Source organism: Microcoleus sp. D3_18_C4, assembly GCF_036702355.1.
Classification (GTDB): domain Bacteria; phylum Cyanobacteriota; class Cyanobacteriia; order Cyanobacteriales; family Microcoleaceae; genus Microcoleus.
This window is the reverse complement of the sequence record NZ_JAUBTF010000004.1, coordinates 166,652-192,627: the sequence shown is the minus strand read 5'-3', so window position 1 is coordinate 192,627 and position 25,976 is coordinate 166,652. Positions and strand designations below refer to the sequence as shown.

Below are 25,976 nucleotides of genomic sequence, written 5' to 3'. Positions count from 1 at the left end.
GTGCAACACCAGAAACGTTACATTCTGATTAGACAGCGTTTAACCGCGCTCAACTTAAGGTTTACATTCCTAAATGAAATCAGGATGAAAATTTTAATATTGATGCGACTTATAGTGCAGGTAAATAGCTCATCTCTGACAGCAATCCGGTATGCTATCATAAAATTGCCGAATTACCCTACTGTGAAAATGACAGAATGAAACTTATAAAAATGAGCGAGCAAAAATTAAAAAACCCAATTCTCCTATGGATGGGTATGGGGATAGCAATGCTGGCGTGTTGCCTTGTGCCTATGGCTGCTTTCTTCTTTCTAAACGGAAGTTGGCGGGCATTAGTTGGTCACGACAACAAACAGCCCGCCAGCAACCCGTCAACCAGTCAACCGCAGATTCAACCTACTAAAAAGTCTACCGAGTGAAGGTGAATCGACCGTCTACCTTTTGACCGTTAATATCAGCAGTAATCTTCATCTGATACTGACCTACAACTTTTCCAGGCAGGAAAGCTGTATAGTGCTGGTCTTTCTGGTCATAAGTGAAGGTAACAGTCTTTTGAGTGCGATCGGGCATCTGAATTTGACCGGTTATCTTCGCATTAGGTATTGTCTGGTGGTTGTCGCCTCTTTGCAAATAGAAATCCAGGTGAGTTTGAGTGGCTTCTTTCTCGACCACCAACTCTAAATGATAAGGCCCTGATTCAACGACTTGACCGCCTTTGTTTTGAGCGGCGGCTATCTCTGTTCTTGCAATGGGTTTTGAAGACGAGACGGCAGAACTGTTGGCTGAAGTAGCAGCTTGGCTGTTGTTACTTCCAACTCCCCAAAATATTAGCCCCACAGTACCCAGAACAATTAAACCTGACTTTACTGTTTTCATGGTCTTTCTTCCTTAGATTAGGGATTTTGTACTCTTATAAATTTCCGAGCATTGACTTTCATTAATGCTAGGACATCCAACCAAATGATTATTCCTTCTATTCGTCGCTCAACCGGATAATCTTGGTAATTTAGACTATTCATTTTGCGAGAAAGCTATGGTGCTTCTCCTCTGTTTAAATCATTTTAGGGGATTTCCGATCAATTGTAATAAAACTTGCATTCTATTGACTGAAGGTAAAACGACCGTCAACTTTTTCTCCGTTAATATCCGCAGTCACCTTCACTGGATAATTTCCTGCATCTTTGCCTGGAAATACAACGGCGTAATGTTTGCCATCAGCATCGTATTTGAAGTCCAGCGTTTGCTGCTCTCCATTGGGAGACTGCACTTGTGCCGTCACTTTTGCATTAGGAATCGGTTCGTGGGTATTACCTTTTTGCAAATAAAGATCTAAGTGAGTTCCGGTATCCTCTTTCAGAGTTAAAAGTTCTAGGTGGTAAGGTCCAGACTCGACAACTTGACCTCCTTTAGATGGTTTGAGAGGTCCTGTTTTAGCGGATGCTGCAGGAGAAGCGGCCGGACTGGAAGTATTAGGTTGAGAGGCAACAGGAGCGGATGTTGGGCTGCTGTTTGGGCCGGTTCCTTGGTCGCTTTTGCTGCAAGCTCCCAAAAACAGCAATCCGACACTGCCTAGAATAACTAAGCTTGACTTGAGCGCTTTCATTCGATTTACTTTTTGGGTACAATGATTAGAATATGACACCCAAAAATGAAATCAGGATGAAATCTTCAGACTTTCATACAGGTATTCGGATTGTGACATCGGAAATTCAATATTTTTATCATTTTTAATCTTCCCCCCCCTTGACTCTATAGCCTACTTGAGGGTTTATGCTATATATAGTTTCCCAAAGAAACTTTTCGATCCTAGATTCCCAGGTAAAAATTCATGATTAAAGCAACTCAGACTAAACGCTTCACTCTTGCAGCTTTGACGGCAGTTCTCCTGACAGCAGGTACAGCCGCGGTTGTCTTTGCCGCCGGCCCCTGTACTACTCCTACTCCTGACTGCCCTCAAGCTAATTGCGATAAATAATCCTTATTTTCCCCGGTGTGTAGATTACCTCACGGATTTTTAACAGGGATAAGCAAGAGAATATCCGACAGCAGCACGATCTCAATTTTGAGTGACTGCTGCTTTTTTTTTCAATATTATTTTGGACAAGATAGAGTATTTTATCGAAAAATTGGATGACTATAACCACTACACAAAACTGAAAGTGGCTATCACTATAATGATTGGGTTCAAACTTGCCTAAAACTGCTATGAAAAAATTTGGAACAGAATCCTTAGAACAGCAGCTACTAAAAAGTCGTTCAACAATTATACTTACTCACATCAAATCTGGTAGCTAGTTTTCTAATTGCTCTTTTACCCTGCTTCTCGAATAGTGCGATCTTGCTTGTGTGCACACTACATATAGTGTGCACACAAGTAAGTGCTGAGATAGTATAACACCCTGGCGGGGTGACAACCCCGCCAACTGTAATCGACAATTAAAGGGACGGCGATGGAGAAACTAATGATGATGCCAAGAAGTAAATACTGATTAGCGATCTCTCAAAATTTTGATGGTTTACTCCATGCGATCGAGGATGTCTTACGCCTTGCGTCCGGCGCAGCCTTGGCGGTTGCTATAATTGTTTGCGTAAATTGAACGCGAGACAGGATACTTCTATTGTTAAAGAAATAATCATCGCGCTCGCAGCCGCAATTGCACCCGATGCCCCAAGCTGAACTGCACCGAACGCAACTAAAAGCAATATAGTCGTGCCAATCCAAGTTGCATAATTCAGACCTTTGGTTTGACCTGCCCCGACCAAAAAACCTTGAGTAGCATTTTGCACCGCCACCAGAAGGGGTACAAACGCGCACAACAGCAATACGGGACGGATACTCTCAACCAGGGCTTCATCGTTGCCGATAAAACTTTGCACAACCTGCAACCCAAATGGCGTTGTACTACCTAAAAACAACAGTAGCGAACAAAATCCACCCACACTGAGAGCAAATGCAATTAATTGGCGATCGCTCACTCGATCTCGATTTTTGATAATCACCTGTTGCACCATGCGAGTCGCATTGGCAATCACCAAAACCAATCCCCAAGCCGCAGGCCAAGCTGCCAATGCAATATTAGCGTCTTGGGCGCGGGCAATAATTCCCACCAGGACAGCACGTCCACCCCAGACTACTAACATTGAAGAGCCTAAAGGCCAGTAGAAATTCCACACACTTTTGAGATTGGTGGGTAGCTTTAACTCAGAATCAATGGGTCGAGGCAGACGAGTGGCTCCTAGCCGGTGCGCCGCAATGGTTACAACCAGCGCCTCTGAGAGAACCCCCGCGATCAAAGCAGTCCCCGCCAGCACTGCGCCTGACATTTTCAACACAAATCCGCCCCATAACGTTAGGGCTACAATTAACAAACGAACCATGCTAGCTTTGGCAACCGCCTGAGAATGACCTGTGTGGATGAGCAATCCTTGAAAATAACGCCGCCACGCGATCGCCAAAGGCCAGAGAAACATTAACGTCAACACAGTCTGCACCGTCTGCCGCAATTGGGGTGGAATTCCTAACAGCGTCCCCCCCAGCGTGGCGAAAATAAACGGCAGCGTCAGCAGCAACAGTAACGCACTCAGTCCGCCGCCTGCTAAAAGCGTAAATCGCCACAAGGCGCGACGCGATCGCCCATTCGGTGCAAGGGCATTCGAGGCGTGCAGAATCATAATAATCGGACTTTCAAAAAAGACCGCGAGGGCTTTGGCAATGCCCACGGCTGCCAAATTCACCCGTGCATCGGGTAAATGAGCTAGGGCAGCCGTCATCATCGGATCGCCAAAAGCCATTGCCACATCGCTGAGGGAGAGGGGAATAAATTGCCGCCATAAATCTAGCAGACCGATTTTAGACGGACTTGGAGAAGCCTTTAAGGTCATTGTTTATACAGGTTGTTGCTGTCGCACGAGGGTAAGAGGGACGCTTTGAAGGGCGTTAATTGTAGCGGTGAGGGCTTTTTGTTCCAAGATTTCAATCCCTTGCTCGGACAGCCATTCTGGATTGTAGACTGTTTCGAGATAGCGATCGCCCCGATCCGGGTTCAACAGTACCATGCGTTGAGAATGGCGATGCTGCTGGCTGTAAGCTAGGGCAGCGGCAACGATAGCGCCTGTGGATGCTCCTAACAACAAGCCTTCTCGACGTGCCAGGGCATGACAAACAGAAAAGGCAATGCGATCGTTCACAGAATACGCTGCATCCAGTGCCATTGGATCAAAATTGGGCGGTACAAAAGATAACCCCAATCCTGTCATTTTATAGGGGTGAGACGGCGTGCCAAAAATAGCCGAACCTGCCACATCTACGCCGACAATTCGAGTTTGGGGATGACGCTGTTTAAAATATCGGCTAATTCCCGCCAATTGTCCCGCCGTACTAACGCCAATAACGATAACATCTGGTGCTACGGGAAAAGCCTGTTCGATTTCGCGAGCAGTAAATTGCTCGTGGGCAGTTGGGTTTTCGGGATTGCGGTGCTGGCAAGGATACCAGGCACCAGGAATGGTTTCGGCGAGTTCTTTGGCTTTTTTCATCCTCGCAACTTGCATCGATCCATTGGCATCTGCCGCACTCAGGGGGACATCTACCAATTCTGCTCCATAGGCAGCCAGCATTCGCCGAATCGGGGGCGGTGTTTTACCATCGATGACAATCATCACGCGATAGCCTCGCGCTGCACCAATCATTGCTAAACCAATGCCGAAATTACCCGAACTAGATTCAACAATTGTGCCGCCGGGGGCGAGTAACCTGGTACGTTCTGCGTGTTGAACCAGACATACAGCATTTTTCTCTTTAATGCTGCCACCGGGATTACAGGATTCTAATTTGAGATAAAATTCGTGATGCTGACAGAGTTCGCTCACGCGATTGAGACGAACAATGGGAACCTTTCCAATTGCCTGGGTGATATCGCCAGCTAGGGATGATTTCAGCGCTGTTTGTAGAAGTTGAATCATTGATTTAGATCCTTCAAAATACACGGTAGTTAGTCCTGGTCATCTATCTTGCTTGCCTGCGGAAAACTTTAGTATCCGAGCGCGAGATCATGCTTATCAATAAGCCAGAAGCCCTCTTTGCCTAATTACAAGCTTGCAACGCCAGAATGAAATTGGGGTGAAATAAGTCAGGTTCATTGATTTAAAAAATTATAGGAAAGAGCGCAGGTATAAGTGGTTTTTATATTTCAGGGATAAGCAAGAGAATATCCGACAGCAGCAGTAACTCAAAACAGAGTTACTGCTGCTTTTTGAGTCACTAGAATTATGGACAAAATAAAATATTTTATCCGCCCAAATTGGGTAAGTATAAACAGCACAAAAAAGTGAAACTGGCTATCGCTATAATGATAGGGTTCCAATTTACCTAGAACTGCTATGACAAAATTTGAAACAGAATGCCTAGAACAGCACCTACTAAAAATAGGAAAACTAGCAAAGCAAACTGGTGTTACTGTAGGCACCCTGCGATACTATGAAAGCCTAGGGTTACTGGAACCTGCCTTACGCAACAGTAGCGGTTATCGTTACTACACAGCCGATGCTGCCAGACAAGTGCAATTTATCAAGAAAGCCCAAAGACTCAACTTTTCTCTTCAAGAAATTCAGCAAATTTTGGCCTCTCGCCGTCAAGGAATAACAGCTTGTCCGCTAGTGCAAGACTTATTAAGTCGCAAAATAGATTTCTTTGAGCAGGAAATTCAGCGCATGAGTGCGTTCAAAGCTGAGTTGGAAGCTTATAAAAAACTTTGGACAAATCGAGCTTCAGACAATCCCGATAGCGAGGAACTTTGCACTTTGATTGAGGGAGTGAAGGAGGGTTGATCAGTTCGCTATTTCAGCTTTAACTACCTTCCCGTCTTCAATAACTGGCTGAGGTTGTTGAGGTCGTAAAATTTTCCCAAATTTAGCATACAAAGCTGGCAAAACTAACAGCGTTAGTGCTGTAGAAGTAAACAATCCTCCTAAAACTACTACTGACAAAGGTTGCAGGATTTCTTTTCCGGGGCCGCCTTCTAAGACTAAAGGTGCTAAACCTAAAGCTGAAGTTGAAGCCGTCATCAAAATAGCATTGAGCCGTTCCATCGAGCCTTTAACAATAGCTTCTTTAAAAGGCATTCCCTCGGCAAATTTAGTGTTGTAGTTGTCTACTAATAACAAGCCATTGCGGGTGGCAACGCCAAATAAAGTGACAAAACCAACTAAAGAAGCTACAGAGATGATGCCGCCAGTCAAAGCTACAGAAATTACTCCTCCCACTAATCCGAGCGGTAAATTAATCATAATCATCGCAGTTGAAGGAATTGACTTGACGGACAAGTACATCAATACTGTAATTACAAGAAAGGAGATCGCACTAAATATCATAATATTTTGCGACGCTCTTTGTTCTGCTTCAAATTGACCGCCGTACTGGATAAAATAGCCAAAAGGCAACTCCACCTCTTGTTTGACTTTAGCTTGAATTTCATTCACCACCGATCGCAAATCCCTACCTTTAGCATTAGCCGCTGCTACAATCAACCGAGAAACATTCTCGCGGTTAATCGTATTGGGACCCGTACCGTATTTAACAGTAGCAACTTGGGCGAGGGGAATTTTATTGCCGCTTGGAGTATCAACCAACAAATTCTGAATAGTTTCTAAGTTATTTCGGGATTCAGGCTGCAACCAAACAACTAAGTCAAAAGTTTGCTGCACTTCCAAAACTTGAGAAACAACTTTGCCGTTCAAGGCTGTCTCAATTATTTCAGAAAGCTCTCCGATTTTCAAACCGTATCTACCCGCAGCTTGACGGTTAAAATTAATTTGAATTTGTTGCACTGGCACCTGCGGTTCGAGTTGCAAGTCTACAATTCCTTCAACAGTTTTCATTTGCTCTTCAACTTTTGCACCGAGGATGCGAAGCTGATCCAAATCCGGGCCAAATATTTTGACAGCAATCTGACTTCTGACACCAGATAAAACCTCATCCATCCTGTGAGAAATAAAACCGCCGATATTGGGTGCAACTCCCGGTAATTTAGCAAATTCCTGTCGCAGCGATTCCAAAGTTTTCGGCCTGTTTTTCATCCCTGCCTCGCTCAAACCGATATCAATGTGAGCTAAATTGACTCCCGCAGCATCCGCATCTCCGGGAGCTCTGCCCGATCGCACTTGCACGTATTCAAACCTGCTATCATTCTTAAGGGCATCTTCAATAGCAAAAGCCGCGCTATCTGTTGTCTCCAAAGACACTCCCGGATAAAGGAGAATAGTATTCACCAAAGTTTGCTCCTGAAACTCCGGTAAAAACACCCGTCCAAAAGATGGCAAAATAATTAATGCAGCCACCATACTAGCAGCAGCTAAAGCTAAAATTATCGCCGAATAGCGCATTGACAATTCTATAAAAAAATGATAGATACGCTTGCAAAATCTCGGCAGCCAAGGTTCCTCGGAACTCATGCGTTTGTTAGGCAACAAGATAGCGCAAAGGGCCGGAGATATTAACAGCGATTCCAGACTAGAAATCACCACCACTACCAGATAAGTAATCCCCATAGGCGTAAAAATTCGACCTTCTACACCGGGCAAAGTAAAAATTGGCGAAAACACCACAATCCCAATAACAGTCGCTCCAATTAGCGAATCTCGCACTTCCTGACTGCCATCAAAAATCACATCCATCACCGGGCGCGGATGATGAGAAGCCGTATTTTCTCTCAAATTGCGGTAAGTATTTTCGGCATAGACGATCGCATCGTCGATCGCAGTTCCGATCGCCACCGACAAACCCCCCAAAGTCATCGTATTCAGCCCCAGCCCCAGCCAATACATCGCCAGCAGCGCCAACAGCCAAGTCAGAAAGAAATCTAGCAAAACAACCGCCAGAGTGCGCCAATTCATCAAAAACGGGATGAGAATAAGGGTGACAATGATGCTGCCTTCAACTAAAGCCGATCGCACATTTTCCACCGAAGAATTGATATACTCTTCCTGGCGGAAAGTGACAGTCACCTTAATATCTTTGGGCAAAGCTTGCTGCACTTCAGCCATTGCCGCTTCCACAGCTTTAGTTACCGTCGGAGTATCGGCAACCGGCTGTCTGTTTACCATCACAATCACAGCTTTTTTGCCGTTAAAACTACCATCGCCCCGCTTGATTGCAGCACCAATCTTGACATCAGCGACATCACCAATTCTGACGGGTGTTCCCTGGCGAGAGGCGATCGCAGATTGCTGCAAATCTGCCACCGATTCAATCCTGCCCACACCCCGAATCAAAGTTTCTCTATCCGGCGTAATTAAATAGCCCCCCGGCGCGTTAACATTCGCAGCCCCCACAGCTTCGGATACTTGCTGCAAAGATACATTAAATGCTTTCAATTTTGCAGGTTCTACTAATACTTGATACTGCCTCTGATCGCCGCCGTAAGCCACCACTTGAGCAACGCCAGTCACTGCCAAAAGCCTATTTGTGACTTGCCAATCAACAAGACGGCGCACTTCCATCAGTGGAGTAGTTTCTGAAGTAAAAGCATAGGTAATAACCAGGCCTACAGGTGAAGTTGTCGGAGAGATTTGCGGTGCTTCTACTCCTACAGGAAGCTTGCTTTGAGCTTGCTGCAACCTTTCTGTGATTAACTGGCGGGCTTGATAGATTTCAGTGTCCCAATCAAAGATAACTTTAACAGCAGAAAGACCCACAGCGGAAGCCGATCGCACTGCTGTCACCCCAGGAGTTCCATTAATCGCACTTTCGATGGGCAATGTTACCAAAGACTCGATTTCTTCCGGCGCTAAACCCGGTGCTTCCGTCTGGATTTCCACTTGCGGCGGTGCAAAAGGAGGAAAGACATCCAGCGACATTTGGGGGATAATATACACTGTCCAAAGACTAACAATAATGGTGGCGAGAACGACTAGCCAGCGGCGGTTGATTACCCATCTGAGAATTGTGCTGAACATTTAATAATTTGGGAATTGGGCATTGGGCATTGATAAAAACAGCTATCCGTGTATCCGTGACTTTCGTGTCGTGCTGTTACTTTAAACTCTTGACTTCTGTCTCTTGAGTTTTAACGTGATGGTTGTTATTGTGTAACAGCAATTCATTGTCCAAAGCCGATGCAGATGCGGAAAAACCATTATTTGCGGCATTGTTTCCAGAATCCGCTGCTAGTGCTGGAAATTTGTGCCGATTTCCCAACAACACGCCGGCTGTGAAAGTCAGGGATGCGATCGCAACTGCTCCCCCTATTCCCGTCCACCAGAAAGACACGGGTAAATTATTAAAATTAACCTCTGCTACCTTTGGAATTGCCTCTTTTTTTTCCTCGTCTTTTGAGGGCTTGCTGCCGCCCCGCAGAGATTGTGCGTAAAGTTGAGGTGCTCGCTGCGTTACTATCAAATCTCCCTCAAATAAACCACTCTTAACTTCAACTAAATCTCCGGCCGTTTGACCGAGTTCAATTTCAACAGCTTGATAAGCATTGCCATTCTGGACGTAAACTGTTTTTTTACCGCTAACATCCACTACCGCCGCACTCGGAATTGCTAAAATATTTGTGGCAGTTTTGTCTGTTAAAATCTCCAACTCAGCAAACAGTCCGGGCTTTAATTCGCCGTTAATATTATCTATTTCTGCTTTCACCGGCACTACCCGCGTTTCTCCTTCGACGGATGATCCAATGAAGGCGATTTTTCCATTGAAAATGCGATCGGGTAAATTAGCGACTTTTACCCTGACTTCCTGACCCTGTTTTACTTTATTTAGGTCTTTTTCGTAAATATTGGCGGTGGCAAAAACACGGCTGTCATTTAAGAGACTCATCAACGGTTTTTCAGCGTTTACTGACTCTCCTGGGGTGATTTCGCGATCGGCTACCGTCCCCGAAATCGGAGCAACTACGGTAACGAGTCCTCGATCGTTGGCAACAGTTCCTAATTGTTGGAGCCGCGCTTGATAGGCTGCGTCCGCCAAGCGAATGCGCGACTGAGCGACTTCGACGGCAGTTTTGCCGCGTTTGACTTGGTTATCGGCTTCTAGGACTTCTCGGCGGCTCTGAGCTCTGGTAAGTTGAGCTTTTGCTTCTGCTACTCTGCCTTGAGATTCCCGCAATTCCCGCATAGGGAGGTCTACTTCGGCTTGTTTAATTTCGGTTTCGGCTTTGATAACTTCAGGACGGCTTTTTGCCTTAGCAACAGTGGCTTTTGCTTCGGCGAAGTGGGCTTGTGATTCCAGCATTGTACGCCGCGCGATCGCTCCTGATGCCACTAATTCTTTGTCGCGCTCGAACTGTTCTTTTGCCACAGTCAGTTCAGTTTCTGCCCGCGCTATTTCGGCTTGCGCTATTTCAACTTGGCGCTGATAGTTTTCTTGAGCGGCTTGCACAACTGAACGCTTGTTTACTAATTCTTGTTCTTGCTGGTACTGCTTAGTTACCGCCGTCAATTGGGTTTTGGCTTGGGCGATTTCTGCTGCGGATATTTGAAGTTGGCGATCGTAATTTTCTCGTGCTAGTTTTAGATCTCCTTGTGCTTGCTGCAAATCTGCCTCAGCTTCAGCACGTTTCGAGAGAGATTCAACCCGCAATTGTCCTAATTCTGAACTCGATAAAACCGCAACCGGTTGACCTTTTGATACTTTGTCTCCAGGCTTAACCAACAACTCTACTACTTTCCCCGCAACCGGAGCCGTCACTTCTACTTTTTCGTTGGGTAAAGTTTCAATTTGTCCGGTGGTTTTGATGCCGATATCTAGTCGCTGTCGAGCGGCAGGGGAAACTTTAATTCCTAATCGTTTTGCTGTTTCGGCATCGACAGAAATAGCAGTAGGAGTTTCAGTTGCTTCTTCGCTATGCTTAAATTCATCTCCGTGGCCAGCGTGGGCAAAAGCGGGGGTGGACTCGATGAATAACAAAAGAGTCAGGAGTATTCCCGAAAAGTGAACAATCGGTGCTAGGGAGCGGACACGGCGGTAGTATTGCATGATTGAGTAGGGGAGAATCTGAATTCAAAGATCAGTTTTGCAGATAAAAATGAAATCCGGTTGAAATATGGTATTACTGTTTGTACCAAGCTTGTCGCCACTCTTTCATTTGCTCTATTTCTTGCTTTTGCGAAGTCACAATCTCTTGGGACACTTTCTTTATTTCCGGCCGCTTCGACTTCTTCAAAGCATCTTCAGCCATCACTAAAGCTCCTTCGTGGTGGGGAATCATCGCATTGATAAATCGCAAGTCAAACTGGTCGTCAGCGGCCCCTAAATCCATGCTCATCATCATGCTTTGCATTTGTTCGGGAGTCATTGCCATCGTGTGACTCATTTGAGCGTGATAAGCCATTGGCGTACTGCTGGCTTTGGCATACCAAGCTTTTCGCCACTCTTTCATTTGATTTATTTCGCGGTTCTGAGCGGCAATCATCTCATTTGCTATTTTTTTCATTTCCGGGCGTTTGGATTTATTGAGTACCTCTTTTGCCATGTTTACAGCACCTTGATGGTGCAGTGTCATGCCATCAATAAATCGCAAATCGTAGTCGGCATCAGCCGGGCCTAAATCCATTGACATATTGTGATCCATGCCATGATTCATGCCACCCATGCCACCTTGTGCCGCGTCTGGCTTGTTGTTCACTTCGGTTGCAGCCGTAACATTTGGGGCTTGAGTTTCGCTTGTAGGAGCTTTTGAACAAGCTGCAAGCACTCCGCTGGTTAAGGCGGCTGTGGCGATCAATGTCAGCCCTGCAAAGCCGGTTTTTAATGAAATTGGTTTCATACATTTTATATGCTTAAAACGACTATTTATCTTCAGCTTTCCACATATAAATGAAATTAGGATGAAATTTTCGCATCGGAATTGTAAAAAATTATTGCTGTGCCGTCGATCGAACTCAAATTTAAGATTTACAGGACTCACAACCTAATTATGTAGGGTGCACAGTGCGCGCCTTACCCCTATGGGTAGGGTGTCAAACCACTTTTTCCATAATTCCTGATTAATTTCGCAATCCCCCTTGACACTCCAGTGGACTAGAGAAGTCCAAGCAGTTGACTCAGCCGCCGTTGTTTAAGCCGATCTCAAGACGAAGTTGGTGACAATTCAAACTGTGAAACCGGAAAATGAAGTTAGGAAAGCGATCGCATCTGTTGGCAGTTGAAGACAGAAGGCAGAATATTACCCATTCCCAATTTCAGAGTGCATATATGGATCATCTGACAGTCAAACTCCAAGGCATGAGTTGAGTCGGTCGCCCTTCTGCTGGTATCCAGCGCGTTTTTGCTGAAGTTGGACTAGACCCAAAAGCAGCTCAAATCTAAACACTGCAAGCACCAGGGAAAATTGTAGCGATACTGGGAGATGGGATTAACGATGCTCCGGCTTGGGCAATAGCGGATGTGGGAACTGCGACGCTGCTCATATAAGGGTATAAATAAGCTTTCAGGTGTTGACATATCATTAGTTGCTGATATGATGATACAAAAGAGCTTTGTATTGGAACTAAGCATATGATTGTCTCTGCTCAATCCCAGTCCACTCGCTTGAAAGCAAAACTCTTTCGTGGGTTTTCCGATCCATCACGATTGGCGATTTTGGACGTGCTGCGATCGCGTCCAATGACCGTGAGTGAAATTGTTGAAGCAACCGGGCTATCGCAATCTAACACCTCAAACCACTTGGGCTGTCTCCGTGATTGCGGTCTGGTAAACACCCTGCAGCAAGGACGGTACACCAGTTATCAACTCGCCGATGCACGAGTTGCTGAGATTTTGGAAATGGTTGAAGAGTTACTGGCTGATGTAGCAAAAGGAGTTTATGAATGTACCCGCTACAACTGCTCAGAGAACGAATAACAACAAGCTAAACAGGAGGCACGATGTCAGACTGTGGATGTCACATGGAAGCCAAGAACGCAGCCGAGCGTAAAACGTTGCGAATTCTGTTACTTATCAATGGCACAATGTTTGTCGTCGGAATTGTGGCAGGAGTTTTAGCGGATTCAACTGCCTTAGTTGCAGACTCATTAGATATGTTTGCAGATGCTTCAGTTTACACGATGTCGCTGTATGCAGTTGGCAAATCGGCGCATCACAAGAATCGTGCAGCGACTCTAAGTGGTATTTTTCAGATCACGTTAGCCGTGATGGTTGTCGTCGATGTGATTCGACGGTTTGTTTGGGGAAGTTCACCGGAATCAGGTTGGATGATGGCAATGGCTTTTTTGGCCCTGATTGCTAACAGTTATGGTTTGTACCTTCTCTCAAAGCATCGTAAGGGTGAGGTACATATGCGGGCAAGTTGGATATTTACGCAGAATGATGTAATTGCAAATTTTAGTGTGATCGTCGCAGGTTTCCTAGTCACTCTATTTAATTCTCGGTTTCCTGATTTAATTGTTGGATTGGGAATCGCAAGCCTAGTCGTTTGGGGTGGAATCAGTATTATTCGAGATACACAACGTGACAGAATGAAGCAACAACGGCTGTAGTAATACCGCTTAACAGGTTTTGCAGCAACGATTTGAACGTTTCTCGCTTCGTTTTAGTTTTTTCATCGCCGAGACATAGAAACAGTACCAAAAATAGCTATGAGTAAAATGTACTCCAGCAACTTTACTTTGGAACAATGGGAGTTGATTGAACCTTTTATTTCACCTCCAACATCTAGGGATCGTCACCCAAGGTTGAGGTGTGGAATGTCCTGAATGCAATCTTTTACCTGTTAACCCAAGGCTGTACTTGGCGTGACTTATCGGGAGACTTCCCACTTTGGCAGAGCGTCTATCGCTACTTCTGCACCTGGCGTAAAGACGGAACTTTGCTGAGGCTACATGACCGACTTAGAGCCTGGGTTAAAGTTAGCCACAACCGAGCGGTGAGTCCGTCTGAAGCCATCGTGGATAGTCAAAGCGTCAAAAATGCAGCAATGGTAAACCAAGCAATGGGATGTGACACAGGCAAGCAAATAATATGAGTCAATAATTTTTACTTAACATGAGCAAAACGATAATAATTCTTACTCTCGATCGCAACTTGTGACCGCAAACTTGAGCTAACTAGCAGCCAAACTTTTAACTCAATAATTTACCAAATTGTTAGCTTTGGAGATATAGTATGAATATATGTTCATAAGTTAATTATGTTTTTCCATCTAGGAGGCATCATGAAAAAGACAAAAGCATCAGATTCCGGCTGCTGTAGTTGCAGTCACGACGATCGCCCCGATCTCAGTAATGAGAATCATAACCATGACCACAGCCACAACCACGGGAACGGAGATTTTAACCTGAAGCAAGAATTGATTCCTGTGATATCGGTTGTTGTCCTATTTGTTGGCGGTTTAATTTTTGAAGAAAAACTGCACAACACGCCCTATTCTATAGGTGAATATCTGGTTTTCATCCCAGCCTATCTTTTAAGCGGATGGAATGTTTTAACCAGTGCGGGTCGCAACATTCTGCGAGGTCGATTTTTTGATGAAAATTTCTTAATGACTATAGCAACACTCGGCGCTGTAGCCATTCACAAACTCCCTGAAGCAGTCGGGGTGATGTTGTTTTTCAAAATCGGAGAACTTTTTCAAGAATTTGCTGTAGGGCGATCGCGTCAATCGATCAAATCGCTTTTAGAAATTCGCCCAGATTATGCCAACCTCAAGGACAACGGCGACATTAAAAAAGTTGCACCAGAAACAGTAGTCATCGGCGATATCATCCTTGTCAAACCGGGAGAAAAAATTCCCTTAGACGGTGAAATTATAGACGGCAATTCTCAGCTTGACACGTCTGCACTAACTGGAGAATCAGTACCTCGAACCGTGAAAGTTGGAGAAACAGTTTTAGCAGGAACAATTAACCAGACAGGAGTTCTCACCGTCAAAGTTACTAAACTCTTCGGTGAATCTTCAATCTCCCGAATTCTGGAATTAGTAGAAAATGCCAGAAGCAAAAAAGCTGAGACTGAGAAGATGATCAGCAAATTTGCCAGTTACTACACGCCCTTTGTAGTCTTTGCATCGCTAGCAGTGGCTTTAATTCCGCCTTTGTTCATTTCAGGAGCAACTAATGCAGACAGATTTTTGTGGGTTTACCGCGCCCTAGTCTTGTTAGTTATTTCCTGCCCTTGCGGATTGGTGATTAGCATTCCTCTGGGATACTTTGGGGGAATTGGCGGTGCAGCCAAGCGCGGGATTTTGGTTAAAGGCTCGACTTTTCTAGATACTCTGACAGCAGTCAAGACAGTTGTTTTGGATAAAACAGGAACTTTGACAAAAGGAGTTTTTAAAGTAGCACAAATTGTGCCTAAAAATGGTTTTTCCCAAACAGAGTTGATGGCAATAGCGGCTAAAGTAGAATCTCAATCCAATCACCCAGTCGCGAAATCTATTATGGAAGCTTACGGCGGAAAAATAGATTCATCGGATGTGAAAGATTACGAAGAAATAGCGGGGCACGGCATTCGGGCGAAAGTAAATAATCAAATTGTGCTTGCCGGAAATGACCGTTTGCTGCACCGAGAAAATATCCCTCACGATGTCTGCAATGCTGAAGGTACGATCGTACATTTAGGGGTAGACAACCGCTACGCTGGGTATATTTTGATTGCTGACGAGCTTAAGGAAGACGCTGTACAGGCTATTCGCGACCTCAAGAAACTGGGTGTTGAGCGAATCGTGATGCTCACAGGAGATAATCAAGCTGTAGCTGAGAGTGTTGCGAAAAAGCTCGGTTTAGATTCCTACTTAGCTGAGTTATTACCTGAAGGAAAAGTAGAGGCGATCGAAAAACTGATCTCCCAATCTAAAAAAGGCGATAAAATTATCTTCGTCGGGGATGGAATTAATGATGCACCCGTACTTGCTAGAGCTGATGTGGGCATAGCAATGGGAGGTTTGGGTTCGGATGCGGCGATCGAAACTGCCGATGTTGTAATTATGTCAGATGCACCCTCCAAGGTGGCTGAAGCCATCCAAATTGCCAGAAAAACTCACAATATTGTTTGGCAAAATATCATTTTTGCCCTGTCAATTAAAGCGATATTTATTGGTTTGGGTGTTTTTGGTTTAGCGACAATGTGGGAAGCAGTTTTTGCTGATGTTGGGGTGGCTTTAGCAGCTATTTTCAATGCGACTAGAGTTTTAAAGTAGTCGGCTGACAACTCCAGGAGGGCGGGCAATTCCTTCCTCCTTGTAGCAATTTGTAGAGGAAAGCAAATGGAAAGTATGCTCAAAATTCTGTTGGGAAGTCTAGCTCTTAGTATTATTCACGCATTAATTCCCAACCACTGGATGCCTTTAATTGCGATTGGTAAAACTGAAAATTGGTCTCGCAGCGAAACTTTGCGGGCTACAGTAATTACAGGAGTTGCTCATACCCTCAGCATTATCCTAATTGGAATTGTCGTCGGCTTATTCGGTTACAAGTTCGCTGCTACCTATGTAGAGGCCGCTGAAATAATTGCGCCTTTAGTTTTATTAGTTTTAGGAATTATCTATCTTTTGGCAGAGTTAGATAGTTCTCGCAGGCACCACCACCATCACGCGGAAACAGTTAATTTAACTACCAAGCGATCGCAATTTCAAATCCTAGCTGTTTTAGGAACAGGAATGTTTTTCTCGCCTTGCATCGAAATAGAAGCCTATTTTTTTTCAGCAGGAACGATTGGTTTGAGCGGCATACTTGTAGTTTCTGTGGTCTACTTAGTTGTGACAGTTTTGGGAATGGTTTTGCTAGTAGACTTGGGAATGAAAGGAGTTAATGCTTTAGAAGAAAAGCTGCATTTTTTCGAGGCTCACGAACAAGGATTAACCGGAGCAGTATTAATCCTTCTAGGAATTGTGGCTTATTTCATCAAAGTGTAAAATGGTTGGTAATACAATTTAGTCTTGGGAAATATCCAGCACAGGAAAAAATATTATGCGTCGTCAACGTTCCATGCCTTGGATTCACCGCTATTCTCGTCCGCTCACGGCAGGAATTGCCTCGATAGGGGCTGCGATCACTGCTTATCTAACAGTGGTTAAGTTATCCAACGGAACGGCAGTTTGTCCGATCGAAGGCTGCGATATCGTGCTTTCGAGTCCTTATGCCTATGTCTTTGGTTTGCCTCTTTCTTTGTTCGGTTTTTTGGGCTATTTGAGCATGATAGTTTTTGCCGTAGCTCCCCTATTGGTCAATCCCGCAGAACAGAAGAGTCTCCGCTCTAAGTTAGAGTCTTGGACGGGACTATTTCTGTTTGCTGGTAGCACAGCTATGACGATTTTCAGCGGCTATCTGATGTATGTACTGGCTGTTGATATTAAAGCAGCTTGTATTTACTGTATTGCATCTGCTTTGTTTGCAACTAGCTTGTTTGTCTTAGCATTAATAGGTCGCGAATGGGATGATATCGGGCAACTATTTTTTATAGGAATTGTGGTGTCTATGTTAGTGCTGATTTCCTCTCTGGCTCTTTATGCCGATGTGAATAATCTCGGTACAGCTAACGAGACTAGCATCAAGACTACGACATCTTCCGGTACTTCAGAAATTGCTTTAGCGCAGCATTTAAAAATAGTGGGTGCTAAAATGTACGGCTCTTTTACCTGCGATCATTGTCAAGCACAGAAAGCAAGTTTCGGCAAAGAAGCGGCGGGCATTATCAATTATATTGAGTGCAATCCTCAAGGGAAAAATGCTCGGCGGGATCTTTGCGAAGCTGCGAAGATTCAAGGGACTCCCACTTGGGAAATTAACGGTAAGTTTTACCAAGGGCAAAAATCTTTGCAGGAGTTAGCGGATTTATCTGGCTATCAGGGAACTCGCGAATTTAAAGAGCTCTCAAATCAGGAACGTTGACAAGAGTGATTTCTGGCGATCGACTTAATCATAGTCGATCGCACTTAAATTAAATTATCCGAAATCCGGTTAAATGCGCCCTACTCTCACCCGCAGCCCAAGCAAACGGCGCTGCAATCCAAATCCGATCGCCATCCCCGCGATTACAATGCCTGTAAAGTAAGCTAAAACAGTCAACCGCACTGAAAGAGGAGGCGCGACTCCCTCAACTTCAATACTTTGTAAAACCTGGAATGGTGAAAACTGACGGGCCCCGTTGGGTTGGGGAGAAACTTCTACCTCTACTTTGTGAGGTGCGCCATCAAAAAACTGCTCTTGCCATATCAGTTTTCCGGCTGCATCCGGGACACCTTTGTAGGCAAAAGCAATCCAATCATTTTCGAGTTGGGTGACTTTAACATTGAACAATACATCTGTGACTGGCTGATTTGTTTTGGTATCGGTGACTTGAACTTGTAAATTAGCAGCTTTCCCTACTGTCGCACTAACATCTCCAGAAAGTCGCACCTGTAAACCCTGAGATTGCACAATGGGGCTAGTTTTTTCTGTCGGTTTAGATTCTGTCATGTGAGACATTGGCATCGACATCTCAGACTGGGCAATTTCAGCACTGACATTAACATATAACAAGGTAGCGATCGCAATTATTATCGCCCCACTTAACAGCAATCGCACTCTTTCAGGCGCTATTTCTCCTGCTTGGATTTTGGGCTTTCCTCCAATCGCCAAGCCGCCACCTAGCCCAACAACCAACAAAATCACAGCTAAAATCCCAAAATTGCGATACTTCACCCCGTTTTCCGGCACGGATAGTGTTAAAGTTTGCTGAATAGGAGTAAAAGCATTTTCTGCGATCGGAGTCACCTTTGCTAACAATTGATAATTTCCCCTAATGGGCAGCATTTGCTGGATTTGTAACTCACCTTTAGCTGCAACAGCCTCTATATCCAGCAACTTTGTTCCCTCCACGATCGGAAAATCGGTGGTAAACCAATGATTTTTAGGCGGAGTTAAAATTGTCAAACTAATTCGAGCATTCTCTAAAGGAATCCCCGCTGCATCTAAAGCTTGCAGCTTTAACGACACTGGAGATAAAGGTGTAGTTGCCTCGGCTTCAAAGGGTAAAATCTGGCTGATTGGGGGTTCAGAAGTCAGTCGCACAGTTGATTGTGGAGACTGCGAAAACCCTACCCAACCATAGAAAAAGATACTCATCATGCAGACAGCACTGATGAGCGCAGAAAACTTTAATTTTGACATTTTAATTCTGGACTTTTAAGGAATCTCGCGCGGGGTGGGGGCGGGTTTATTTAACCTGTCTGCACTCTGAGAAAGCTCGCAGGTTTACCCGCCCCAACAGGTTAAACGAATCGCACTGCAATATCTCAAATAAAAACAATCTTGTTTAGTGACAACTAACCATCAAAGTGTGGTGGCGCAGAGAGTGTACCTTGTTATGGACGGCGGGATAAGTTGTAAAGTAAACAGTCCAGACAGTCAAAGCGCATAGGGAGATGTAGAGCGTCGCTTGCACGGGTGTTGAAAGCGTCAACCGTGCCGTTTGTTGCCAAACCGAAGAAGAAGAAGATTGAGTAGTCATCATGTACCTCGCAGATGAATAAAGTAAATTTGGGCATCGGCGGGCATCCTGACTTGGAGAACTTGTCTCCTTCACAGTTGCGGGACAGTGCCGGACTTACACCGAACTTTCCCCGTTACCTCTGGTGGCTGTTCCTCACCAGAACCGATTTGATATTCAGAGCATATCACACATTCTGTTGCTGCATTCACATTACCTGGAGTGTTAGATAAAAAATACACAACTTCATATTTCTTGCAACTTTGGCGGATTTTGAGCAATACGACTGATGAAATTTAACAGAATTTGTGAGATTATGAAAATAATATGAAAATTATTTAACAATAAAACCAATGACTCACCCCGAAAACAGACCCAGCCTTCCTGAAGTCCACCGCAGCGTCCCCGTTCCCAACAGCAAAGGTTTCTGGCGTAAAATGCTGGCCTACGCAGGGCCGGGATATTTGGTTTCAGTGGGTTACATGGACCCCGGAAACTGGGCGACTGACTTAGCGGGGGGAGCCAAGTTTGGCTATGCGCTATTAAGTGTGATTTTGCTATCTAATTTGATGGCAATTTTGCTGCAATCACTCTGCGTGCGTTTGGGAGTGGCAACGGGACGAGATTTGGCACAAGCTTGTCGAGATTATTTCAGTCCGCGAGTCAGTTTTTTGCTGTGGATACTTTGTGAAATTGCTATTTCTGCTTGCGATTTAGCTGAACTTGTTGGAAGTGCGATCGGACTGCAATTGCTATTTGGTATTCCCTTAGTTTGGGGAGTGTGCATCACTGCGCTAGATGTAATAATGGTATTATTTTTACAAGGAAAAGGCTTTCGTTATATCGAAGCTTTGGTGATTACGATTATTGCAATTATTGGCGGTTGTTTTATTGCAGAAATGATTTTTGCAAAACCTGATGCCGGAGGAGTTTTACTCGGTTATGTTCCCAGCCTAGAGATTTTGCAAAATCAGGCAATGCTTTATATTGCGGTGGGTATTTTGGGGGCAACTGTGATGCCGCACAATCTTTACTTGCATTCGTCGATCGTGCAAACTCGCTCTTGGGAAGAAACTGCTGATAAAAAATGGGAAGCAATTAAATTTGGCACAATTGATTCCACCGTAGCGCTGTCAATAGCTTTGTTTATTAATTCAGCAATTCTGATATTGTCGGCTGCAAGCTTTCATTTTTCCGGGTATCAAGAAGTAGCAGAAATTCAAGATGCTTACAAACTGCTTTCTCCGGTACTGGGTGTGGGTTCTGCTAGTGCAATTTTTGCCTTTGCTTTATTGGCTTCGGGGCAGAACTCAACCTTGACAGCAACTTTAGCAGGACAGATTGTGATGGAAGGGTTTCTAAATTTTCGGCTGCGACCTTGGTTGCGGCGCTTGCTGACTCGACTGATTGCAATTGTGCCGGCTTTGATCGTAATTATCTTGTTTGGTGAAGGCAGTACAACTAATTTACTGGTTTTCAGTCAAGTGATTCTCAGTTTGCAATTACCCTTTGCAGTAATTCCCTTGGTAATGTTTACCTCAAACCGCAACTTAATGGGAGAGTTTGTGAATCCATTTTGGCTGAAAGCCTTAGCTTGGTTAGTGGCTAGTATTATAGTAGGATTAAATAGTTGGCTGTTATTGCAGACTATTTTCTAGTAATCTGCGATTGCGGTAGAGGCAGGAACACATTTAATATTTGATGCCTTAATGTGTCCATATAAAATGGGAGAAAGAGTAAGAGCGTTAAAGTTGTTACGCTCAGTAACGCCAGGAATGCTATTGATGTGGGATAGAGGCTTACATTCTTATGCGATGGTAGAAGCTACAGTCAGTAAAGGTTGTGAGTAGAAGAGTGCGAATTCCATCCAACGTTAAATTCTTAAACCAAACACTATTAGATGATGGTTCATATTTGAGGAAAGATTTATCCATCAGGCAAACTAAGAAAAAAAAGATTTAAGCCCATACAGGTAAGAGTAATTGAGTACACAATTGAGGCTCCCGAACACCCAGTCACACAAATTAGATATCGTTTAATTACGAGCTTGTTGGACGCTGAAAAATTTCCAGCCCAGTCACTTGCTTGTGAATATCATCAACGTTGGGAAGTCGAGAATACTATTGATGAAGTCAAAGTACATTTATTGGGAAGAAAAACTCATATTCGTTCTCAAAGACCGAAAGAAGTGGTACAAGAAATTTATGGTTTACTACTAGGACCGAAGAGCTGTACGGTCATTAATTTTTCAAGCTGCAAGCAGTGCCGGTGTTTCACCATTGCGTCTGTCTTTTACTGGAACATTACGAGTGATTCGTCGTGCTCTGCCAAAATTCCAGCGGTTACAACCACAAGAAATTCTCTTCTTTTGAATTGGTTAACTTTAGAGATACTTGACCAACTTCTACCTGAAATGGTTCATAGAAACAACCCAAGAGTTGTGAAAAAGCCTGTCTCAAAATTTCGCTCTAAACAAGTTAAACACAGAGGTACTGGAATAATAATGAATCCTCCTGTATTTATTGTTTTAAGCACTGCATAGCCCTTAACTGAACCGTATTGGCGCAGAAGGGACAGGTCCACACTTGGCCTTGATTGAAGGGAAGCATGACTCCCTGCGTGCGATCGGCGCCCCAATCTAGGATACACCGACTTTGAAAACACGCCCTAGGGATTCAAGAGACAGCAGATCATGGTGTCCAGGGTGTTGATTTCTCCTTTTTAGAGGTTCTCAAAAATTTCTTTTCATTCCCCCTTGACACTCCAGTGGACTGGATACTGCAAGATAGGATTAACCCCTCAAAGGAAAGGAAAAATACAACCATGACACTACAGCTAAAAGTCCCTAACATGGCGTGTTCAGCTTGTGGCGAAACCATTACCAAAGCCATCAAGACAGTAGATGCCGCCGCAAATGTTCAGGCAGATCCCAAAACCAAACTGGTCAATATCCAAACTCAAGCATCTGAAGCCGCCATTACAGAGGCAATTACAGTGGCAGGTTATCCCGTTACCTGTCACTAAAGATTTCTCAGACCCATTTTAAGGATGAAAATAAGGAGATTTTGTATGGAAAACGCCACTATGAAACTGCGAGGCATGAGTTGTGCCTCTTGTGCAAGTAACATCGAAGAGGCAATCCGCTCAGTTCCGGGAGTTGAGACGTGCAATGTTAATTTTGGAGCTGAACAAGCCAGCGTTACCTATAATCCCAGCCAAACTGATGTAGCAGCGATTCAGGATGCCGTGGATGCGGCTGGATATTCTGCTCTGCCGATGCAAGATGATGTACTTGCCCCAGAAGATGATGCAGAACGGCAGGCGCGGCAAAGTGAAAATCAGGACTTGACCCGCAAGGTGTGGGTTAGCGGTATTATCAGCGCCGTTATCGTGATTGGCTCGCTGCCTGCGATGACGGGATTGCCTATTCCCTTGATTCCCATGTGGCTGCACCATCCCTGGCTACAACTTGTACTCACTACTCCAGTATTGTTTTGGGCGGGTAGGTCTTTCTACATCAATGCCTGGAAAGCCTTGAAGCGTCATACCGCGACAATGGATACGCTAGTAGCGATCGGGACAGGGGCAGCTTACCTCTATTCTCTATTTCCCACCTTCTCTCCCCAGTGGTTTATCAGTCAGGGTCTTAAACCAGATGTGTACTTTGAAGCGGCATCTGTAATTATTGCATTGCTCTTGCTAGGACGACTGTTGGAAAACCGCGCTAAGGGACAAACCTCAGAAGCAATTCGTTCTCTTATGGGTTTGCAGGCAAAAACGGCGCGGGTAATTCGTAATGGACGAGAAGTGGACATTCCCATCGCTGAGGTAGTGTTGGAAGATGTCATTCTAGTTCGTCCGGGTGAAAAGATTCCCGTGGATGGCGAGATTATTGATGGCTCCTCAACGATTGATGAGGCAATGGTGACGGGTGAAAGTGTACCCGTGAAAAAGCAGCCTGGTGATGAAGTGATTGGAGCGACTATTAACAAGACTGGAAGCTTCAAATTCCGAGCCACACGAGTGGGTAAAGATACGTTTTTGGCGCAAATCGTTAAACTGGTGCAGCAAGCGCAAGGCTCCAAGGCACCGATTCAGCGATTAGCCGATCGCGTTACGGGATGGTTTGTCCCTGTTGTGATTGCCATTGCGATCGCTACCTTCATCATTTGGTACAACATCATGGGCAACGTCACAATGGCATTGATTACCACCGTGGGCGTGCTGATTATTGCTTGTCCCTGTGCGCTTGGCTTAGCCACGCCAACCTCGATCATGGTGGGTACAGGTAAAGGGGCAGAAAACGGAATTTTGATTAAAGGTGCAGATAGTTTAGAACTGGCGCACAAACTGCAAACTGTTGTTTTAGACAAAACAGGCACGATTACCCAAGGTAAACCCACTGTAACGGACTTTATAACGGTTAATGGTACCGCCAATGGTAACGAGCTAAAACTTCTGCGCCTCGCTGCATCCGTCGAACGGAATTCAGAACATCCTCTGGCAGAAGCGGTGGTGCAATATGCCCAATCTCAAGGAGTGGAGTTGACGGATTCACGGGAGTTCGAGGCTCACGCAGGCAGTGGTGTGCAAGGGTATGTATCCAATCAATCGGTGCAAATTGGAACTCATCGTTGGATGAACGAATTGGGAATTGATACCAGTAGTTTGCAGCCACCGTGGGATCGATTGGAATATCTCGGTAAGACGGTTATCTGGATTGCCATAAATGGCAAAGTAGAAGGAATTATGGGCATTGCCGATGCCGTAAAACCATCTTCTGTTGTCGCAATTCGCACTTTACAAAAGATGGGATTAGAAGTGGTAATGCTAACAGGTGATAACCGTCGCACGGCAGAAGTCATAGCGCAGGAAGTCGGCATCAAACGAGTTATTGCAGAAGTTCGTCCCGATCAAAAAGTCGCTCAAATCGAAAATCTTCAGGCAGAGGGAAAAATTGTCGCAATGGTGGGGGATGGAATCAATGATGCACCTGCACTTGCTCAAGCTGACGTAGGCATGGCAATTGGCACAGGAACAGATGTCGCGATCGCAGCTAGCGATATCACTCTAATTTCTGGTGACTTACAAGGCATTGTTACTGCCATCCAACTGTCTCGCGCTACGATCCAAAACATCAAACAAAATCTGTTTTTTGCCTTTGTCTACAATGTGGCAGGCATTCCGATCGCCGCCGGAATTCTTTTCCCGATTTTTGGATGGCTCCTCAATCCAATTATTGCCGGGGCAGCAATGGCATTTAGTTCCGTTTCTGTAGTAACAAATGCGTTGCGTCTCCGTAACTTTCGACCCAAAAATGTTGGCTAATTTGATTCGTGCTTAAGAGGGAATAATGATGAACAAGCAACTTACATTTCTAGGAACATTAGCAGGATTTGGATTTCTGCTTGGGGTAATTTCCGGTTCAATTTTTGGAGTGTTAACGTAGCCTATTTTTGCACTCTGATGAATGAAACATCGAACGATAGCGCGGGTTTAGTCAATCACGAAGGAAATTCACTAAATACCTTTGTTCAAAACCCGCTCTTACTCCCATAATCTTGTGTATTTTTTAGGAGGTTTTCAAATGATCGGCAAAACAACAATTATCGGTACTATTGCTAGTCTGGGGGTTGTACTAGGAATGTTATCTGGTGAAGGAATAGCGCAAAATACCCATGAAACACACCAAACTCAAACACAGCAAAAAAGTCAGTTTCAGCGCATTGAACAACCCTTAAGTAACAAGATTTTAGTTACTTTGGCTGGAATCGGGTTAATTAGTTTAGAACTTTGGTGGTTTCTCCTTAGCAAACCCAAATCTCAGAAAGCAGTTACAGCCAGTGGAGGAATTCAAGAAGTAACCGTCACCGTTGATGGTGGCTATGAACCCAGCCGCATTGTTGTGCAAGCTGGACAACCCGTGCGTCTTAACTTTCACCGCCAAGATCCTAGCAGTTGTTTGGAACAAGTCTTAATTCCAGATTTTCATATTGCAGCAGATTTGCATCTGAATCAAGTAACCTCTGTTGAATTCACACCTAAAAAAGCTGGCAGTTATGTCTTTAGCTGTGGCATGAATATGTTTCGAGGCGAAATTATCGCCACCGAAGACCCACAACTTGAATCAACGGGGTTCGAGGAACCTCAAACACTAACAGAATCCCAGTTCAATTCATCCATGTCAACACATCAGCCTGAAACAATAATTGACGCTGAAGCTATGCAAATCAATCCAACTGTTGACCAGGGCATCCAGAAAGTGAGTATCATTGTTAACAAAGGCTACACGCCCAATCATCTGGTAGTTAAAGCAGGTAAACCCGTTCAACTCCACTTTTTACGTGAAACTTCTAGTGCTTGTTTAGCGAAAGTGCTGATTCCCGATTTTGGCATTGCTACCGATTTGTCTTTGAATCAAGTAACAACCATTGAATTCACTCCCGAAGACGTAGGAAACCACACTTTTAGTTGTGGCATGAATATGTTTCGCGGTACCATAGAAGTGCAAGCCGCTAACGTCTCTGACCCAGATGAAATGGCTGCTCAAGCCTTAAATAACTGACCGTCAACC

Annotated in this window: 22 protein-coding genes, 2 pseudogenes and 1 riboswitch; of the genes and pseudogenes, 15 read left to right on the top strand and 9 right to left on the bottom strand. The window is 44.7% G+C overall.

The features are described from left to right. Positions 1-197: 197 nt before the first annotated feature. Positions 198-419: a hypothetical protein gene (locus QUA90_RS03525; RefSeq protein ID WP_333142756.1), complete on the top strand. Its 222-nt coding sequence runs from the start codon at positions 198-200 to the stop codon at positions 417-419. Here QUA90_RS03525 and QUA90_RS03520 read toward each other — a convergent pair. Further along, the gene (locus tag QUA90_RS03520; protein ID WP_333443861.1) at positions 409-876 is read right to left on the bottom strand and encodes a hypothetical protein; all 468 of its coding nucleotides are present in this window, start codon (positions 874-876) and stop codon (positions 409-411) included. The genes QUA90_RS03525 and QUA90_RS03520 overlap by 11 nt on opposite strands. Positions 877-1,099: 223 nt before the next feature. After that, positions 1,100-1,603, bottom strand: a complete 504-nt coding sequence (locus tag QUA90_RS03515) for a hypothetical protein (protein WP_333443859.1) — start codon at positions 1,601-1,603, stop codon at positions 1,100-1,102. A 225-nt stretch (positions 1,604-1,828) separates the two neighbouring features. Here QUA90_RS03515 and QUA90_RS03510 point away from each other — a divergent pair, with 225 nt between their 5' ends. Beyond that, on the top strand, positions 1,829-1,975 hold the full coding sequence (locus tag QUA90_RS03510; protein ID WP_015211800.1) for a hypothetical protein: 147 nt from the start codon (positions 1,829-1,831) through the stop codon (positions 1,973-1,975). A 599-nt stretch (positions 1,976-2,574) separates the two neighbouring features. Here QUA90_RS03510 and QUA90_RS03505 read toward each other — a convergent pair. Beyond that, the gene (locus QUA90_RS03505) at positions 2,575-3,882 is read right to left on the bottom strand and encodes a hypothetical protein (protein WP_333142759.1); all 1,308 of its coding nucleotides are present in this window, start codon (positions 3,880-3,882) and stop codon (positions 2,575-2,577) included. A gap of 3 nt (positions 3,883-3,885) precedes the next feature. Continuing rightward, positions 3,886-4,962: a cysteine synthase family protein gene (locus QUA90_RS03500; RefSeq protein ID WP_333142760.1), complete on the bottom strand. Its 1,077-nt coding sequence runs from the start codon at positions 4,960-4,962 to the stop codon at positions 3,886-3,888. Positions 4,963-5,379: 417 nt separating this feature from the next. Here QUA90_RS03500 and QUA90_RS03495 point away from each other — a divergent pair, with 417 nt between their 5' ends. After that, a complete protein-coding gene (locus tag QUA90_RS03495; RefSeq protein WP_333443857.1) occupies positions 5,380-5,826 on the top strand; it encodes a heavy metal-responsive transcriptional regulator in 447 nt (148 codons plus the stop codon). Here QUA90_RS03495 and QUA90_RS03490 read toward each other — a convergent pair whose 3' ends face one another. The 3 genes from QUA90_RS03490 to QUA90_RS03480 all read right to left on the bottom strand — a co-directional run bounded on the left by QUA90_RS03490 (position 5,827) and on the right by QUA90_RS03480 (position 11,765). Further along, positions 5,827-8,952: an efflux RND transporter permease subunit gene (locus QUA90_RS03490; protein ID WP_333443855.1), complete on the bottom strand. Its 3,126-nt coding sequence runs from the start codon at positions 8,950-8,952 to the stop codon at positions 5,827-5,829. It abuts the gene before it with no gap. 76 nt (positions 8,953-9,028) lie between these two features. Continuing rightward, entirely contained in the window at positions 9,029-10,975 is a 1,947-nt protein-coding gene (locus tag QUA90_RS03485) for an efflux RND transporter periplasmic adaptor subunit (RefSeq protein ID WP_333443853.1), read from the bottom strand. A 73-nt stretch (positions 10,976-11,048) separates the two neighbouring features. Beyond that, complete coding sequence (locus QUA90_RS03480; protein WP_333443851.1) at positions 11,049-11,765, bottom strand: DUF305 domain-containing protein; 717 nt, start codon at positions 11,763-11,765, stop codon at positions 11,049-11,051. 344 nt (positions 11,766-12,109) lie between these two features. Here QUA90_RS03480 and QUA90_RS03475 point away from each other — a divergent pair, with 344 nt between their 5' ends. From QUA90_RS03475 to QUA90_RS03445, 7 genes and pseudogenes are all read left to right on the top strand, one after another. After that, positions 12,110-12,232: a hypothetical protein gene (locus QUA90_RS03475; RefSeq protein ID WP_333176545.1), complete on the top strand. Its 123-nt coding sequence runs from the start codon at positions 12,110-12,112 to the stop codon at positions 12,230-12,232. Positions 12,233-12,496: 264 nt separating this feature from the next. Continuing rightward, positions 12,497-12,841, top strand: a complete 345-nt coding sequence (locus QUA90_RS03470; RefSeq protein ID WP_333151755.1) for a metalloregulator ArsR/SmtB family transcription factor — start codon at positions 12,497-12,499, stop codon at positions 12,839-12,841. Positions 12,842-12,885: 44 nt separating this feature from the next. Next, complete coding sequence (locus QUA90_RS03465; protein WP_333151753.1) at positions 12,886-13,476, top strand: cation transporter; 591 nt, start codon at positions 12,886-12,888, stop codon at positions 13,474-13,476. 191 nt (positions 13,477-13,667) lie between these two features. Then, positions 13,668-13,961, top strand: a pseudogene (locus QUA90_RS03460) (transposase); the annotation flags it as partial. Positions 13,962-14,150: 189 nt separating this feature from the next. Then, positions 14,151-16,133: a heavy metal translocating P-type ATPase gene (locus QUA90_RS03455; protein ID WP_333151751.1), complete on the top strand. Its 1,983-nt coding sequence runs from the start codon at positions 14,151-14,153 to the stop codon at positions 16,131-16,133. A 66-nt stretch (positions 16,134-16,199) separates the two neighbouring features. Beyond that, entirely contained in the window at positions 16,200-16,847 is a 648-nt protein-coding gene (locus QUA90_RS03450; RefSeq protein WP_333151749.1) for a hypothetical protein, read from the top strand. Positions 16,848-16,902: 55 nt separating this feature from the next. Continuing rightward, complete coding sequence (locus tag QUA90_RS03445) at positions 16,903-17,823, top strand: vitamin K epoxide reductase family protein (RefSeq protein ID WP_333151747.1); 921 nt, start codon at positions 16,903-16,905, stop codon at positions 17,821-17,823. 69 nt (positions 17,824-17,892) lie between these two features. On the opposite strand, the gene QUA90_RS03440 is transcribed toward QUA90_RS03445, so the two are convergent. Continuing rightward, on the bottom strand, positions 17,893-19,083 hold the full coding sequence (locus tag QUA90_RS03440) for a hypothetical protein (protein ID WP_333151745.1): 1,191 nt from the start codon (positions 19,081-19,083) through the stop codon (positions 17,893-17,895). A 145-nt stretch (positions 19,084-19,228) separates the two neighbouring features. Further along, a complete protein-coding gene (locus QUA90_RS03435; protein WP_333151742.1) occupies positions 19,229-19,426 on the bottom strand; it encodes a CbtB-domain containing protein in 198 nt (65 codons plus the stop codon). Positions 19,427-19,444: 18 nt separating this feature from the next. Next, positions 19,445-19,587, bottom strand: a riboswitch (cobalamin riboswitch). Positions 19,588-19,755: 168 nt separating this feature from the next. On the opposite strand from QUA90_RS03435, the gene QUA90_RS03430 reads away from it, so the two are divergent. From QUA90_RS03430 to QUA90_RS03410, 5 genes and pseudogenes are all read left to right on the top strand, one after another. Then, positions 19,756-21,060, top strand: a complete 1,305-nt coding sequence (locus tag QUA90_RS03430) for an Nramp family divalent metal transporter (RefSeq protein WP_333151740.1) — start codon at positions 19,756-19,758, stop codon at positions 21,058-21,060. Positions 21,061-21,069: 9 nt separating this feature from the next. After that, positions 21,070-21,774: pseudogene (locus QUA90_RS03425) on the top strand (transposase); the annotation flags it as partial. A gap of 451 nt (positions 21,775-22,225) precedes the next feature. Continuing rightward, a complete protein-coding gene (locus QUA90_RS03420) occupies positions 22,226-22,426 on the top strand; it encodes a heavy-metal-associated domain-containing protein (protein ID WP_333151738.1) in 201 nt (66 codons plus the stop codon). 45 nt (positions 22,427-22,471) lie between these two features. Then, entirely contained in the window at positions 22,472-24,730 is a 2,259-nt protein-coding gene (locus QUA90_RS03415) for a heavy metal translocating P-type ATPase (RefSeq protein ID WP_333151737.1), read from the top strand. 259 nt (positions 24,731-24,989) lie between these two features. Then, positions 24,990-25,967, top strand: coding sequence for a cupredoxin domain-containing protein (locus QUA90_RS03410; protein ID WP_333151735.1), 978 nt, complete (start codon positions 24,990-24,992; stop codon positions 25,965-25,967). The last annotated feature ends 9 nt before the right edge of the window (positions 25,968-25,976 follow it).